Origin of the sequence: Paraburkholderia phymatum, assembly GCF_040965635.1 — a bacterium.
GTDB lineage: Bacteria > Pseudomonadota > Gammaproteobacteria > Burkholderiales > Burkholderiaceae > Paraburkholderia > Paraburkholderia phymatum_B.
In genome coordinates, this window is the sequence record NZ_JBFRCH010000001.1 from 405,149 (window position 1) to 420,306 (window position 15,158).

The 15,158-nt window shown below is 62.6% G+C and carries 16 protein-coding genes; 2 read left to right on the forward strand and 14 right to left on the reverse strand.

Going from position 1 to position 15,158, the window contains the following annotated elements; genetic code table 11:
* Positions 1 to 14: 14 nt before the first annotated feature.
* From ispE to AB4Y32_RS01885, 3 genes are read right to left on the reverse strand one after another with little or no spacing between them, the layout of a single operon-like run.
* Positions 15 to 896 carry a 4-(cytidine 5'-diphospho)-2-C-methyl-D-erythritol kinase gene (gene ispE, locus AB4Y32_RS01875; protein WP_368719705.1) on the reverse strand — a complete coding sequence of 294 codons (882 nt, stop codon included), beginning with the start codon at positions 894 to 896 and terminating at the stop codon, positions 15 to 17.
* A 29-nt stretch (positions 897 to 925) separates the two neighbouring features.
* Positions 926 to 1,558 carry a lipoprotein insertase outer membrane protein LolB gene (gene lolB, locus AB4Y32_RS01880; protein WP_368719706.1) on the reverse strand — a complete coding sequence of 211 codons (633 nt, stop codon included), beginning with the start codon at positions 1,556 to 1,558 and terminating at the stop codon, positions 926 to 928.
* Positions 1,558 to 3,399 carry a tetratricopeptide repeat protein gene (locus tag AB4Y32_RS01885; RefSeq protein ID WP_368719707.1) on the reverse strand — a complete coding sequence of 614 codons (1,842 nt, stop codon included), beginning with the start codon at positions 3,397 to 3,399 and terminating at the stop codon, positions 1,558 to 1,560. Before AB4Y32_RS01885 ends, lolB begins: the two co-directional genes overlap by 1 nt.
* A gap of 87 nt (positions 3,400 to 3,486) precedes the next feature.
* On the opposite strand from AB4Y32_RS01885, the gene mutM reads away from it, so the two are divergent.
* Positions 3,487 to 4,317: a bifunctional DNA-formamidopyrimidine glycosylase/DNA-(apurinic or apyrimidinic site) lyase gene (gene mutM / locus AB4Y32_RS01890; protein ID WP_368719708.1), complete on the forward strand. Its 831-nt coding sequence runs from the start codon at positions 3,487 to 3,489 to the stop codon at positions 4,315 to 4,317.
* Positions 4,318 to 4,444: 127 nt separating this feature from the next.
* On the forward strand, positions 4,445 to 5,488 hold the full coding sequence (gene mutY / locus AB4Y32_RS01895; RefSeq protein WP_439899704.1) for an A/G-specific adenine glycosylase: 1,044 nt from the start codon (positions 4,445 to 4,447) through the stop codon (positions 5,486 to 5,488).
* A gap of 11 nt (positions 5,489 to 5,499) precedes the next feature.
* Here mutY and AB4Y32_RS01900 read toward each other — a convergent pair whose 3' ends face one another.
* From AB4Y32_RS01900 to kdsD, 11 genes are all read right to left on the reverse strand, one after another.
* On the reverse strand, positions 5,500 to 6,135 hold the full coding sequence (locus AB4Y32_RS01900) for an LON peptidase substrate-binding domain-containing protein (RefSeq protein ID WP_368719709.1): 636 nt from the start codon (positions 6,133 to 6,135) through the stop codon (positions 5,500 to 5,502).
* A 58-nt stretch (positions 6,136 to 6,193) separates the two neighbouring features.
* Positions 6,194 to 7,087 carry an RNase adapter RapZ gene (gene rapZ, locus AB4Y32_RS01905; RefSeq protein ID WP_087734139.1) on the reverse strand — a complete coding sequence of 298 codons (894 nt, stop codon included), beginning with the start codon at positions 7,085 to 7,087 and terminating at the stop codon, positions 6,194 to 6,196.
* Between the two features lie 77 nt (positions 7,088 to 7,164).
* Positions 7,165 to 8,133, reverse strand: a complete 969-nt coding sequence (gene hprK / locus AB4Y32_RS01910) for an HPr(Ser) kinase/phosphatase (protein WP_028365019.1) — start codon at positions 8,131 to 8,133, stop codon at positions 7,165 to 7,167.
* Positions 8,134 to 8,381: 248 nt separating this feature from the next.
* Positions 8,382 to 8,897, reverse strand: a complete 516-nt coding sequence (ptsN, locus tag AB4Y32_RS01915; RefSeq protein WP_368719710.1) for a PTS IIA-like nitrogen regulatory protein PtsN — start codon at positions 8,895 to 8,897, stop codon at positions 8,382 to 8,384.
* A 312-nt stretch (positions 8,898 to 9,209) separates the two neighbouring features.
* Complete coding sequence (gene hpf / locus AB4Y32_RS01920) at positions 9,210 to 9,569, reverse strand: ribosome hibernation-promoting factor, HPF/YfiA family (protein WP_368719711.1); 360 nt, start codon at positions 9,567 to 9,569, stop codon at positions 9,210 to 9,212.
* Between the two features lie 172 nt (positions 9,570 to 9,741).
* Entirely contained in the window at positions 9,742 to 11,259 is a 1,518-nt protein-coding gene (locus AB4Y32_RS01925; RefSeq protein ID WP_368719712.1) for an RNA polymerase factor sigma-54, read from the reverse strand.
* 205 nt (positions 11,260 to 11,464) lie between these two features.
* Positions 11,465 to 12,247 (reverse strand): LPS export ABC transporter ATP-binding protein, encoded by a 783-nt coding sequence (gene lptB, locus AB4Y32_RS01930; protein WP_090863402.1) that lies wholly within the window; start codon positions 12,245 to 12,247, stop codon positions 11,465 to 11,467.
* Positions 12,244 to 12,921 (reverse strand): lipopolysaccharide transport periplasmic protein LptA, encoded by a 678-nt coding sequence (lptA, locus tag AB4Y32_RS01935; RefSeq protein WP_368719713.1) that lies wholly within the window; start codon positions 12,919 to 12,921, stop codon positions 12,244 to 12,246. The genes lptB and lptA overlap by 4 nt, the downstream gene beginning before the upstream one ends.
* Before the next feature lie 21 nt (positions 12,922 to 12,942).
* Positions 12,943 to 13,548, reverse strand: a complete 606-nt coding sequence (lptC, locus tag AB4Y32_RS01940) for an LPS export ABC transporter periplasmic protein LptC (RefSeq protein ID WP_152755396.1) — start codon at positions 13,546 to 13,548, stop codon at positions 12,943 to 12,945.
* Positions 13,545 to 14,108, reverse strand: coding sequence for a KdsC family phosphatase (locus AB4Y32_RS01945; RefSeq protein ID WP_368719714.1), 564 nt, complete (start codon positions 14,106 to 14,108; stop codon positions 13,545 to 13,547). Before AB4Y32_RS01945 ends, lptC begins: the two co-directional genes overlap by 4 nt.
* The gene (kdsD, locus tag AB4Y32_RS01950; protein ID WP_368719715.1) at positions 14,108 to 15,091 is read right to left on the reverse strand and encodes an arabinose 5-phosphate isomerase KdsD; all 984 of its coding nucleotides are present in this window, start codon (positions 15,089 to 15,091) and stop codon (positions 14,108 to 14,110) included. Before kdsD ends, AB4Y32_RS01945 begins: the two co-directional genes overlap by 1 nt.
* Between the last annotated feature and the right edge of the window lie 67 nt (positions 15,092 to 15,158).

The window sequence follows — 15,158 nt, forward strand, 5'->3', positions numbered from 1 at the left end:
CAGCGCCGCGAAACTTATGCCGCGAAAGCGAAGAGTGGATGCGTATCCAGACTTGCCGCAACTGCACTGTTCCATTCGACGGGCAGCTTGGCTTGCGCCGCAACTGCTTCATCTTTGCTACGGAACGCTGCAAAAACGCTCGCGCCTGATCCCGTCATCCGCGCTGGCGCGATGTCGTCAAACCATCGAAGCACCTGCGCGACTTCCGCGTATTTTCCTGCGACAGCCTGCTGCATGTCATTCCGGCCGAAGCTGTCTGGCCATTCTGCGTTGCAGCTATGCTGTGCAAGAAAGTCTGGTATTGTGAGGGCTTTTGTATCTCTTGTCAACGTCTTTTCGGAAAAAATCGCTGAGGTTGGAACGTGAACCCTCGGTGTCACCACCAGAAAGTGGCGCGGCGGCAATTGTACCTGCTCAAGTTCTTCTCCGATACCCTCGGCGAAGGCATTTTTTCCGAAGATAAAGAACGGCACGTCGGCGCCCAGTTTGACGGCGAGCGCCTGCAATTCCGCGCGCGGCAAATCGAGCTTCCACAGACGGTTCAGCGCAAGCAGCGTTGTCGCCGCGTCGGAGCTGCCACCGCCCAGGCCCGCGCCCATCGGCAGGCGCTTGTCGATCTCGATGTTCACGCCGAAGCGCGTGCCCGTGTGATCCTTCAGCAGCTTCGCCGCGCGCACGGTGAGGTCGGTATCGGCGGGAACATCGGCGATCTCGGTGCCGCGGGTGATCGCGCCGTCGTCGCGAAGCTTGAAGTGCAGCGTGTCGCCCCAGTCCAGCAACTGGAACACCGTCTGCAATGCGTGATAACCGTTCGGCAGACGGCCGGTGATGTGCAGGAAGAGATTCAGCTTCGCCGGAGCGAGACAGTCGCGCAGCGAGTCGTTCGTTTCGATCATGAGTCTTTGTAAGGAGCGCGTGCGCGCGATTACTGGTCGAGCACGAGCTTGATGTCGAGCGGCGGTTCGGAACGTTCGAGGTTGACGCGCTTCACGCCGGTTGCGGGCGCATCGGCATAGGCGAGATAGTCGATCGTCCAGCCGTCCTGTTGAATCTGCTTCAGATGCGATTGCTGCTGCGGATCGCTCTCGGTCGTCGCTCTTGATGTCGGCGCGACGGACGGCTGCAGCCAGTAGCGCAGCCCTTCGACGGGCAGCGTGAAGCCGAGCGCATTCTGCATCAGCGTGGAGACGTTGTCGGCCGTCATCGGCTGACGGTTCGGCAGTTCGAGCGTGGCGATTGCCGGCGACGACGTGACAATCGCCATGGTCTGCCCGAGCGGATTACGCAATTGCACCGTGACAGTGTCGCCGCGTTCCTGCCAGTCGAAATTGCCGTATGCATTGCGCTGCTGGCCGTTCTGGTCGACGTATTGAACGGCGAAACGGCCGTGATACGCGCGTGCCGTCTGCGCGGTGACGGCCGTTGCGGCATTCGACGTCGAGGGTCCTTGCGGCTTGACGGAAGCACAGCCCGCCAAGGCGACGACGGCTGCGGCTGCGAAACCCAGCGCCGCGCGGCGCGGCGCCGGGGTTGAAAACACGAGACAGGGAAAGTGCATCAGAGGTCGTTCACCTGAAAACGTTTGAGCGTTTTTACGAGTGTGTCGTTGTCCGGTTCGAGCTTGCGCGCATCGCGCCATGCCGCGCGCGCCTGGTCCTGATCGCCGCTCTTCCACAGCACTTCACCGAGGTGCGCGCCGATTTCGGCGTTCGGCTGCAGATCGTAGGCCTTGCGCAGCAGATCGATCGCATCCGTCGTATCGCCGAGCCGGTACTTGACCCAGCCGACGCTATCCATGATGAACGCATCGTTCGGCGCAAGCGACAGCGCCTTCTCGACGAGCTTGTCCGCTTCCTGCAGACGCTGGTTGCGATCCGCGAGCGAATAGCCGAGCGCGTTGTATGCCTGCGCGTTATCCGGTTGCGTGCGCATCAGCTTGCGCAACTGCGTTTCCATCACGTCGAAATGGCTGTTCTTTTCCGCAGCCATTGCGTAGTCGTAGGTGAGATCGGGGTCGTCCGGGAAATCGCCCGTGGCTTGCGCGAGCCGCGTTTCGGCTTCCGGATAGCGCTTTGCGTCGAACAGGATGGCGGCGTCGGTGCGCGCGATCAGCGCCTGATCGCGCGGGTCCTGTGGATGAATGCCCGCGAGCAGCCTTCGCGCGTCATCGACTTTGCCCTGCTTTTCCAGCAGCTGCGCACGCGTGATCTGCGCGGGGATGTACTGCGTGCTGGTCGGCGAAATCTTGTCCAGCCAGCGGCCCGCTGCATCGTTGTCCTTCTGTTCGAGCGACAGTTGCGCGAGATAGATATACGCCTGACCTGCATCCGCGCCCGGCATTTTTTCGGCTCTCTGCGCGTACTGCTGCAGATAGTTCTGTGCTTCGGGCAGATTCTTTTGCTGGATCTTGATGAGCGCAAGCGCCATCAGCGGCGTCAGATCGTTCGGGTTGTCCTTCTGCATGTGCTCGAACTGTTTCTGCGCGTCGTCGAGACGATCGCTCGCGAGATACATTTGCGCGAGTGCGAGCCGTGCTTCATGCGACTTCGGATTGGCCTTGACGTACTTTTCCAGCGACTCGATGCCTTCCTTGCGTTCTTCCGGTCCCATCTGCGAGAGCAGCAGCGCAGCGGGCAGATAGTCGGGCTTGAGCTTGAGCGCCTGTTCGAGCGACTTGCGCGCGCCGGGCGCATCGTCGGCGAGAAGCTGCTGGCGCGCCATTGCGAATTGCGCTTCCGGGCGGTTCATGTCGTTCGCGAGCAGATCCTGCAACACATGCAATCCGCCTACGCGATTCGGCCCGCGCGAAATCAGCAATTGAAGCGCGAGAATGCCGCTGCCGCGATTTTCCGGAGCGATCTTCGCGAGTTCTTTCGCGAGCATCGGCTTAGCGTCATCGGGCTTGCCCGACAGCACGAGCAACGATGCGTCGAGCTGCGCGGCGCGCTCCGACGTCGGCGCATATTGTTGCCATAGTTGCGCGGCCGCCAGCGCATCCGCTGGGCTCTGCGCGGCGAGCGCGATTTCCGTCGCGCGCTGCGCCATGCGCGGATCGTGCGTGTCGCGAGCGAGCGAGAGATAGGTCTGATACGCGGGCGCAGGCTGATTGCGCTGCAGCGCGACTTCCGCTGCGAGCACCTGGAAGACGATCTGGCTCGTCAGCGCAACGTTAGGCAGATTGTTCTTTTCTTCGGCGGATTCAGGGCCGAAGGCGTCTTGCACGGAGACGGCGTTGTCATCCGTATCGGGCGATGGATCCTGAGCATGCGCGGGCAATGCGGCGAGCGCCCAGACAGCCAGAGCGGCCACACCGAGCAGCCGGCGTGGAGAAACAGCGTGCGGCACGCTGTTCACACCAGTCCGGCGCTTCAAAAACTGCTTAACGAAGGACAGGTTCATACAGATCCGTTCAATGTTTCGGACGATTGTAACGCGCTCGCTACAATAAGCGCATAACCACCGACGCAAGTTGCAGACCAGTCAGACATGCCAGAGTTGCCAGAAGTTGAGGTTACGCGACGCGGAATCGAGCCGTTTGTCGCCGGGCGGCGCGTCGAACGCGTCGACGTACGCACGCCCGCGCTGCGCTGGCCGATTCCCGCCGGTTTCGCGCGCCTGCTGCATGGCCGGCTGGTCCACAAAGTGGAACGGCGCGGCAAATATCTGCTGTTCGAGATCGACGAGGGCTGGTTCATCGTCCATCTCGGCATGACGGGGACGCTCAGAGTGCTGCGCAACGTGCCGCATCCGCCGGCAGCCGCAAAACACGATCACGTCGACTGGGTGTTCGACGACTTCATTTTGCGCTTTCGCGATCCACGCCGCTTCGGCGCTGTGTTATGGCACCCTCGCTCGGCAGGTGACATTCTCGATCATCCCCTGCTGGCGGCGCTGGGCGTCGAGCCGTTCGCACCGTCTTTTTCCGGTGTGCTGCTGCATCGTAAGACGCGCGGGCGCAAGGTATCAGTGAAGCAGGTGCTGCTCGCGGGTGAAATCGTCGTCGGCGTGGGCAACATCTACGCATCCGAATGCCTGTTCCGCGCCGGCATCCGGCCGACCACACCTTCCGGACGCATCTCGCTCGTTCGTTACGATCTGCTTGCAGATGCCGTGCGCGCCACGCTCGCGTCCGCGATCGAAAAGGGCGGCAGCACATTGCGCGATTTCGTCGGCAGCAACGGCGAGAGCGGCTACTTCCAGCTCGACTATTTCGTCTATGATCGCGCGGGTCTGCCATGCCGCGTGTGCGGCACGCCGATCAAACAGATCGTGCAGGGGCAACGCTCCACTTACTACTGTCCGACCTGTCAGCGCTGAATCATTCATGTCCGCTTCCGTTTCCTCGACCGCTTCTTCGGCTGCTTCTTCGCCTGCCTCTTCGACAGCATCTGCGACCGTCTCACCGACGACATCTTCGACGATACCTGCTCTGTCCGATTTCTCTGTGCGCCTGATCGCATGGCAGCGCGAACACGGCCGTCATGACCTGCCGTGGCAGAACACGGGCGATCCATACCGGATCTGGCTGTCCGAGATCATGTTGCAGCAGACGCAGGTGTCGACGGTGATTCCGTACTACGCGCGTTTTCTCGCGCGGTTCCCCGAGGTCGCCGCGCTCGCCTGTGCGCCCGCAGACGATGTGATGACGCTGTGGGCAGGCCTCGGCTACTACACGCGTGCGCGCAATCTGCATCGATGTGCGCAGGTCGTCGTCGAGCAGCATGGCGGCCGGTTTCCGGAATCGGTCGAAGCGCTCGCGGAATTGCCGGGGATTGGACGATCGACGGCGGCCGCGATCGCATCGTTCGCATTCGGCGCACGCGCGACGATTCTCGACGGCAATGTGAAGCGCGTGCTTGCGCGCGTATTCGGTGTCGAAGGCTTTCCGGGCGAGAAGAAAGTTGAGAACGGCATGTGGCTGCTCGCCGAATCGCTGCTGCCCGTGAACGCAACCGACGACGACGTGAGCGCCTACACGCAAGGCCTGATGGATCTCGGCGCGACGCTGTGCGTGCGCGGCAAGCCCGACTGCGCGCGCTGCCCGTTCGCCGTGGACTGCGTGGCGAACGTGACGGGCCGTCAGCGCGAATTGCCGGCGGCGCGTCCGAAAAAGACCGTACCGACGCGCCGCACATGGATGCTGCTGCTGCGCGACGGCGATACCGTGATGCTCGAAAAGCGTCCGCCGTCGGGCATATGGGGCGGCTTGTGGAGTCTGCCTGAAGCAGCGGATGAAGCGGCGCTCGCGCAACTCGCGCGCGACTTCGGCGCAAGCGCCGATGTATCGCCGCTCGCGCCGCTCACGCATGTGTTCACGCATTTCAGGCTCGATATCGAGCCGCGTCTTGCTGAACTCGATCGCTCTTCGATCGACGCGAATGCTCGCGACGCTGATACCGTATGGATGTCGCTGAACGAACTCGACGCGTATGGCGTGCCCGCTCCCGTGCGCAAGCTGCTCGAAGGCCTGCAGGGTTCGCTGATCTGATCGGCCGCGAGCTACAGCAACTGATGTTGCTGCATATAGTGATGCACGACGTCGATGCGCGCGCCGGCGTCCTGCAACTCCATCAGTTTTTGCCGCGCCTTCAATGCGATCGGCAGCACTTCCGACAAGCGGTTCGATACCCATGTGGGATCGTCGAGCCTGAACGGTTCGATAAACGGAAGACTTTCCGGGTCGCGCTCGCGTATGGTCGCGATGATGCGTTCGAGCACTTCCGCGCACGCGCCGAATTTCTCCATGTGGCCGGTGCCTTCGAGCGGCATATCGCCGCCGATCAGCTCTGCCATGCCGACCAGCAAGCCGCTCGATTCGACGCGATGCGACAGCAGGCGAAACCGTTCTGTGCCGCGCGCGCGAATCAGCAGCATGCCGAACTCGTCGACATCGCACACGTCGATTTCCGCGAGGCAGCCGATCGCTTCCGGCACGGCGGATTCGTTGGGCTGCGCGACTTCGGCACCGCTTTTCAGCAGACACACGCCGAACGGCGTCTTGTCGCGCAGACAGTCGCGCGCCATGTCGAGGTAGCGGGCCTCGAAGATTTTCAGAGGCAGCAGCCCATCGGGAAAGAGGACGGTGTGCAATGGGAACAGCGGCACATCGGCAAGCACGGACGGTGTAGAGGACATGGCGCAACGCTTCGGTTAGGGCCGCCTCGAGCGGCCGGTCAAGCCACCATCGGAGACCTCAGGCGACCAGTTTCGATGAGTCGTCGACGTCGATCGGCGCATCGCGATGCCGCACTATCACGTTCGCTTCGCTCGCGAAACGCGCGGCAAGCGTTTCGGCGATGAATACCGAGCGGTGCTGTCCGCCCGTGCAACCTATTGCGACGGTCAGGTAACTGCGATTGTCGTCGCGGAAATGCGGTAGCCACTTCTGCAGGAACGACTCGATGTCGGCCATCATCTGCTGGACGATCGGCAACGCATCGAGGAAATCGATGACCGGCTTGTCGAGTCCCGTCAACGGACGCAGCTCGCGGTCGTAGTACGGGTTCGGCAGCGCGCGCACGTCGAACACGAAGTCGGCATCGAGCGGCACGCCGCGCTTGAAGCCGAACGACTCGAACATCAGCGCAAGGCCCGTGTGCTCCTGCTCGATGAAACGCTTGACCCACGCGCGCAAAACGTTTGCCCGCAGGTTGCTGGTGTCGATCTGATGGCCGAACTCGGCGAGACCTGCGACGAGTTCTCGCTCGCGTTCGATCGCTTCGGCAAGCGATGTCAGCACGCCGACGTCGGCATCGTGCGCGGGCGAGCCCGACAGCGGATGACGGCGGCGTGTTTCGGAAAAGCGTTGGATCAGGGCTTGCGTGCTGGCGTTCAGGAACAGCACGCGCACGTCGTGCTGGCCGGAGAGATCGCGGATCATCTGCGGCATGTCTTCGAGCGAGGCGCCCGAGCGTGCGTCGATCGCGACCGCGAGCTTGTCCTGGCCGTCGCTCGCGATGTACGCGGCGAGTTCGGGCAGAAAGCGCGGCGGCAGATTGTCGACGCAGTAGTAGCCCGCGTCTTCTAGCGCGTTCAACGCAACAGACTTGCCGGAGCCGGAGATGCCGGTGATCAGGATAATGCGCATGGAGTCGAGGAGTCCGTTGAGTTCATCATAGCATCCGGTGCCGCCCGCTGTGCCGCTGCGGCTTCTCGTCCATCACGTCAGATCAGCTTGCCAGGAAACTGGCTGTCGGGGTCCTGCATCGCGAGACGCTGGCGATCCATGAAGTCGCGCAGCGTATCGATGCCGCGCAGTTGCAGGATCGTGTTGCGCACGGCTGCTTCGACCAGCACCGCGAGGTTCCGGCCGGCCGCCACCTGGATCGTGACCTTGCTGATGGGCAGGCCGAGCACATCGACGGTCTGGCTTTCGAGCGGCAGACGCTGGAATTCGCCGTCCGGTCGGCGCACCAGCTGCACGATCAGCTTCAACTTCATCTTCCGGCGCACGGCCGTTTCACCGAAGATCGTCTTGATGTCGAGCAGCCCCAGGCCGCGTACTTCAAGCAGGTTCTGAAGCAGGGGCGGGCAGCGTCCTTCGACGAAATCCGGGCCGAGGCGCACGAAGTCGACGGCGTCGTCGGCGACGAGACCATGGCCGCGGCTGATCAGTTCGAGGCCGAGTTCGCTCTTGCCGAGGCCGGAATCGCCCGTGAGCAGCACGCCCATCCCGAGGATGTCGAGGAACACGCCGTGCAACGTTGCACGCGGCGCGAGGATGCGCGACATGTAGAGGCGCAGGCTGTCGATGACGGCAGCCGGCGACATCGGCGTCGTGAAGAGCGGCGTCGACGAACGCGTGCAGCGCAAGACCAGTTCCGGCGGCGCGGCGACGCCGCCCGCGACCACGAGGAACGGCGGTTCGAGCGCGATCAACTCGGCCATGTGGCGCGAACGGTCTTCGTCGGATTGACGCTGGTAGTAATTGGTTTCGGCGTCGCCGAGCACCTGAATCCGGTTCGGGTGGATCAGGTTGAGGTGGCCGACAAGGTCGGCACTGGACGTTGCGGTCGCAACCGTTTCCGCCGAGAAGCCACGCTCCCAGCCCTCATGCCCCGTCAGCCAGCTGAGCTTCAGCGCGGCGGCGTTGTCGTCGAAAATGCTTTGGGCGTTGATGCTGGACGTATCCATGAATCCCTGACTCCCTGACTTCATATGTGCCGCTGTGGCGCCGCCGTGGTGCTGCCGTAGTGCCGCTTCGGTGCGCTCTGGCCGTTGCCCCGTCTGTTTGCCTGCTCGTTACCCGCTTGTTGCGCGTTCCGCCACGGTTCGCACGGCATGTGTTCGGCTCGCCGCGACGCCCTGCTCACGGGACGGCCGCCGAGTGCCTCGGACGCGGCCTCGTGCTCTTCTCACGGACACTGCGCCAAGCCGATACGTCAAGGTTGCCACTGAGTGAGCAGGCGATGCAATGCCTCCTGGTCCTGTTCCGTGTGCAGCCGTTCGCGCGCTTCGCGATCCGACAACAGTTGGGCGATCTCCGACAGGATTTCCAGGTGTTGCTGCGTCGCCTGTTCCGGGACCAGCAGGAAGATAAGCAGCGAAACGGGCTGGCCGTCGGGTGATTCAAACGGGATCGGTTCGGACAGGCGCACGAACGCGGCGAGCGGCTGCTTGAGGCCTTTGATGCGCCCGTGCGGGATCGCGACGCCTTCGCCGAGTCCCGTCGAACCGAGACGCTCGCGCGCGAACAGATTGTCAGTCACTGTGCTGCGGGCGATACCGTTCTGGTTTTCGAAGATCAGGCCCGCTTGCTCGAATACGCGCTTCTTGCTGGTAACTGAAAGACCGACGACGACGTTTTCGAGGGGAAGATATTTGGCTAAACGATTCATGTTGGCAGGCGCAAAGGTCGCCTGGATTCTCCTCGCTGTGGCGTTTGAAAAGCGTTCCATGCGTGGCAACTGCTCATAGCGGACACAACGATGCGCAATGAGCCCCGCCTCTGAGACCCCAACGGTCCCTTTGTGCAGGACTCGGGCTGGACAAAACCCCGAAAGGCAATCGATTCATTATAGAACAGGGTTGCAACATATGGTGCGCCGCGCCATGAGTGAAAAGACGACGAGTCGTCCCATATCGCGTGTGCGGGGACGAACGTTCGCATGAGGCGCAGCACGCGTGCGATCGGCTGCAACGGCCTCTCAACGAAAAACCGCCCGATATCGGGCGGTTTCGCGGGGCGGGAAAGCCACTTCCGGATCTGCTTATTGCGGTGGCACTTCAGGTTGTGCCGCGAGTGGCTGATACTTGATCGCGTCGTGCTGATGACCCTGCAGGCGATCCTTGTGACGAATGACCTGCCGATCCAGCTTGTCGATCATCAGGTCGATCGCGGCGTAAAGGTCGCCATCGCAGCTTTCGACGAAAATGTCCTTGCCTTTCAGATGCAGGTTGATTTCAACCTTTTGTCTCTTTTCCTTTTCCTTGTGGTTGTCGACCGAGAGGACCACATTGCCATCGATCACCTGATCGAAATGTCTTAGCACCCTGTCTAGTTTGGTGATCACGTATTCTCGCAACGCTGGCGTTACTTCGAGATGGTGTCCACTGATCTTCAGATTCATAGTGCTTCTCCAAGCTAGTAGCCGCCTGGTCCGCATGAATCGCGTGAGCGCCGGTCGATTCTCGCGACTGCCACGCCGTCCCCCGTTGACAGGCTACTGGCAGGTCGCATCGGCCAGCCTGCTCCGCCATACAGCGGCGCGGCCGGAAATGCCCGCCACAGGAGGTAGCGGGCTACAGAGACTTGCGCAGATTGACTGCTGGGATTTTCAGTGCTTCGCGATACTTCGCAACTGTACGGCGCGCGACCACGAAACCCTGTTCTGCCAGCAGTTCGGCAATGCGGCTGTCTGAAAGAGGAGATTTGGTGTCTTCTGCTCCTATCAGTTGCTTGATGAGTGCGCGAATGGCCGTGGAAGAGGCCGCGCCCCCCGTGTCGGTGGATACGTGCGATCCGAAGAAGTACTTAAATTCAAGCGTCCCGAACGGGGTGAGCATGTACTTGCCGGTTGTCACACGCGAGACCGTCGACTCGTGTAAACCCAGCGTATCAGCTATTTCCCGCAAAACCAAGGGGCGCATGGCAATTTCGCCATGCGCGAAAAAGTTCTTTTGACGTTCGACAATCGCCTGGGCGACACGCAGAATCGTCTCGAAACGCTGCTGAATATTCTTGATCAGCCAACGCGCTTCCTGTAGTTGTTGCCGCAGCGAACCGCTGCCCGGATCGCCGCGATTGTTGCGCAGGATATTCGCGTACAGATGGTTGATGCGCAGCTTCGGCACGACTTCAGGGTTCAGTTCGGCCAGCCATCCCTGTGCCGTTTTGCGCACCATGATGTCGGGCACGACGTAGTCCGCTTCTGCCTTGCCGTACGACGCGCCCGGGAAAGGTTCGAGCGAGCGGATCAGTGCGTGGGCTTCGCGCAGGTCGTCGTCGCTGGCCTTCAGGTATTTGCGCAGCCGCGTGAAATCGCGCGCGGCGAGCAGCTCCAGGTGATGCGCGACGATGTCGAGCGCAAGTGTGCGCGTCGGCGATGGCTCGAGCCGGCACAATTGTAGACGCAGACACTCGGACGCCGAACGCGCGCCGACACCCGCCGGATCGAAGCTGTGCAGCAACGCCAGTGCCGCATTCAGTTCGTCGGTATCGACTTCGAGTTCTTCGGGGAGGTCTGCGAGAATTTCGTCGAAGGTGGCCGTCAGATAGCCATCGTCGTCGAGGGATTCGATCAGGAACGTGACAAGCGCGCGGTCGCGCGGACTTGCTTGGGTCACGCGCAATTGCGCGGTCAGATGATCGCGCAGCGTCGTCGTCGATTCGTGGATTTGCAGCGGCGGCAAATCGTCGTCGTCCGACGCGTTGCCCGAACGGCCGTAGTCGTCGAGGTTCCACTGGCTCGAATCGGAGTTCGCATCCGCGCCCAGGCCGTTGTACTCGTCGACGCTCTGCGGTTCGCCGCCATCGGCGCTCTCGCTGGCCGACGTCGACGAACTGGACGGCGGCGCGCTCGACATTTCCTCCGGCGCGGCGCCCTGCGGCGTCTGCGCAATCACCGACCCGTCGGCGGCGACGCGCAACGGACTCGCGATCCAGTCGTCCTCCGCTTCGAGCAGCGGATTCTGAGAGATCGCCATCGAGACTTCCTGTTGCAGCTCAAGTGTAGACAGCTGCAGCAGCCGGATGGACTGCTGCAGTTGAGGTGTCAGCGCAAGATGCTGCGACAGGCGGAGTTGGAGGCTGGCTTTCATGGCAAGTTGTGAATCATTGTAGAGAGTTTGCCACGACCGCGATACATTGCGACACCCGCAAAAACGCGCGTGCATGAGATTTTGGCGCGGACGGCGCAAACAAGCCAGTCCGGCGTCAAAATTACTGGCCCCGTTCCTGAAACGGCCGCAGAGTTGGGCGAAGAGGGGCGAGCCGAACGGTCGGCCGCCCGGGCGCGGGCGTACCCTACATGCGGAAGTGTTCGCCCAGATAGACGCGGCGCACGCTCTCGTTTTCGATGATGTCGCCGGGGGCGCCGGCCGCGAGCACGCTGCCGTCGCTGATGATGTACGCGTGATCGCAAATACCGAGCGTCTCCCGGACGTTGTGATCCGTGATGAGCACGCCGATGTTGCGCTGCTTCAGAAACTTCACGATCTTCTGGATTTCCAGCACCGCGATCGGGTCGACGCCCGCGAACGGCTCGTCGAGCAGAATGAAGCTCGGGTTCGTAGCGAGCGCTCGTGCAATTTCGACGCGGCGCCGCTCGCCGCCAGACAGCGACAGCGCAGGATTTTCACGCAGATGCGCAATCTGCAACTCGTCGAGCAAAGCTTCCGTGCGCGACGCGATCGCATCTTTCGACAGCCGCTTGCCGTCGTCGTCGATCTGCAGTTCGAGCACGGCGCGGATGTTTTCCTCGACGGAGAGCTTGCGGAAAACGGAAGCTTCCTGTGGCAGATACGACAACCCTAGCGACGCGCGCTTGTGAATCGGCAGAAGGCTGATCGACTTGCCGTCGAGGTCGATCTCGCCGGCATCGAGCGGCACGAGGCCGACGATCATATAGAACGACGTGGTCTTGCCCGCGCCGTTCGGGCCGAGCAGACCCACCACTTCACCGCTTTTCACGTCGAGCGACACATCCTTGACGACCGTGCGCGAGCCATAGCGCTTCTTCAGATTGCGTACGACGAGCGAACTGCTGGTGCCGGCGGGCTTTCGGTTGGGAAGGGCAGGGGCGCTCACGGCTTCGTCGTTCCTTGTCCTTGGAATTGGTTGGTCGGTTGCAGCGTCGCCGAGGGGCCGCTGATCGGTTGCGCGCCGCCGTTGCGCGGCGATAGCATCGCGCGCACGCGGCCATTCGGATTGCCCGGACCCGCGACGTCCTTGCCGGCCTTCGCCGTGTAGAAATCGTTCTGGCCGTCATACGTGATGACGCTGCCATGCACTTCGTCCATCAACGTCGTGAGACCTTGCAGACGGCGCACGGTTGCGCGCGTCGTTAGCGTGGTGAGGTCCTGCTTGCCGTCGTAGTCGATGCGTTCGGCATCGCCGTCGATATATTCGTTGACGCCGTCGCGCTTCTGGCGGAAATACGCGAGGTTCTTGCCCGTCGACGTGCCCGTTGCATACTGATAGCCCTGCGGGTCCTGCGAGACTTCGACGCGGTCCGCCTTGATGACGATCGTGCCTTTTGTCGCGACCACGTGGCCGGTGAAAATGTTGACCTGCTTGAGGTCGTCGTACGTCATGTTGTCCGCTTCGATATTGAGCGGCTTGTCCTTGTCGGCACGCTCGGCGTGCGCGAGCGGCGCAAAACCGGCGAGCGGTAATGCGAGCAACAGTGCCGCAAGTCCGGCGCGGCTCGCGCACAGCGCGCGCATGCGGCCGGACTCAAAACGGGGGAACGATTCGTTCATGCAGTCACGCCTGGAATTGGATTACCCGGGTTGCTTCTGGGAGCCGCCGGAGTCGACGGGGGCGATGGCGCCGCGCACGTTGCCGAATAGCTGCATGACCCGGGTGACATTGTTGTATTTCATGCCGCTGGCCGTCATGATCGACTGGCCGCGCTGAAGTTTAACCGGCTTTTCTGTCTCGATCACATCGTCGTTGACGAGCACGCGGAAATGCGAGGAATCGGCCTGCATCTGCGGATCGCCGTAGCCCGCGTCGCGCAGGATGCGCGCGTTGTCGTACAGATCGACGATCGACGCGTCCGCGTTCACCGTGCCGCGATCGCCCGTCGCGGTGACGACTGGCTTGCCGGGCTGGAACGCGCGGATCGCGGGCTTCGTCAGGTCGCTCACTTCGGTGTCCTCGTAGTGAACGAGCTTCGCCGCGGTGAGGCGGTATTGGGTCGCGCCCGACTGATCGAGCTCGGACACCGAGAAACTGTCGGCGAAATAGTCGGGCGTGTGCTGCTTCGGCTTGACCGCGCCTTCGTTCTGGCGCGGCAGCGTCGCTTGCAGCAGCCAATATGTGATCCCTGCGAGCGCCGCCATCGCGACGAGCGGTATCAGCGAAGTCCAGCGAAACCGGTTCATCCGACGAGGCCCCGCGGCATCTCGCCGCTGCACGCCGCCGCGAGCAGCGCGTCATAGCGGCCTTGCGCGCGCAGCAGCGCGTCACATACTTCGCGCACGGCGCCGTGGCCGCCGCGCGCTTCGCTGACCCAGTGCGCACGGGCGATCACTTCCGGATGCGAGTTAGCAGGCGCGGCCGCGAAGCCGACTTTCAGCATCACTGCGAGGTCGACCCAGTCGTCGCCCATATAGCCGCATTCTTCGGGCGTGCGGCCCGTTTCGTTCAGCAACTGCGCGAAAGCCTCGAGCTTGTGCTCGACGCCCTGATAGAGATGCGTGATGCGCAGCTCGCGCGCGCGCGCCGCGACGATGCCCGACTTGCGCCCCGTGATGATCGCCGTGTCGATGCCGGCTTCGCGCAGCAGTTTTGCGCCGTGGCCGTCCATCGAGTTGAACGCCTTCATCGTGTCGCCTTCGGCCGTAAACAGCAGGCCGCCGTCGGTGAGCACGCCGTCGACGTCGAAAATCATCAGCTTCACGCGGCTTGCGCGTTCGGCCGCGGTCAGGGCGCAAGAGGCCATCAGATCACCTTCTTCGAGAACAGGTCGTGCATGTTGAGCGCACCGATGAGCTTGCCCGTTTCATCGACGACGAGCATCTGATTGATGCGATGACGCTCCATCAGTTCCACGGCTTCGACGGCGAGCCGGTCGGGACCGATCGTACGCGGGCCGTGTGTCATGACGGATTCGATCGGCAGCGCGCGGAAATCGCCGTCGCGTTCGAGCACGCGGCGCAGGTCGCCGTCGGTGAAGATGCCCTTGACGCGCTCGTTTTCGTCGACGATGGCCGTCATGCCCATGCGCTTTGCCGTCAACTGGAACAGCGCGTCGCGCACATTCGATCCGGACAGGACCTTCGGCACCTGGTTGCCCGTGCGCATCACGTCGTGCACATACGTGAGCAGGCGCCGGCCGAGCGCGCCGCCCGGATGGGAGCGCGCGAAATCGTCCGTGCCGAAGCCGCGCGCTTCGAGCACGGCCACCGCGAGCGCGTCGCCGAGCGCGAGCGCTGCCGTCGTGCTCGCCGTCGGCGCGAGATTCAGAGGACACGCTTCTTTTTCGACGCCGCAATATAGATGGACGTCGGCGAGCGTGGCGAGACTAGAAGTGGGACGGCCCGTCATCGCGATCATTTTCGCGCCGAGGCGCTTGATCAGCGGCAGGATCGCAACCAGTTCTTCAGATTCGCCGGAATTCGACAGACCGATGAAGACGTCCTCGGCTGTGACCATGCCGAGGTCGCCGTGGCTCGCTTCGGCGGGATGCACGAAGAACGCGGGCGTGCCCGTGCTGGCGAGCGTCGCCGCCAGCTTGCGCGCGATATGACCGGATTTGCCAATGCCTGAGACGACCACGCGTCCACGGCAGCCGAGTATGAAATCGATCGCTTCGACGAAGGCATCGTCGAGATGGTCGCGAAGGGAGCGCACGGCGTCCGCTTCGATGTCGAGCACGTCACGAGCGAGCGCAAGTGCCCGATCGCCATTGATTTTCGCTATCATCCGGGGAGTATAGCAAAGGCGTATGTTCGCCGCGCCGGGACTGACCGTTCCGGACATTGCCTTCACC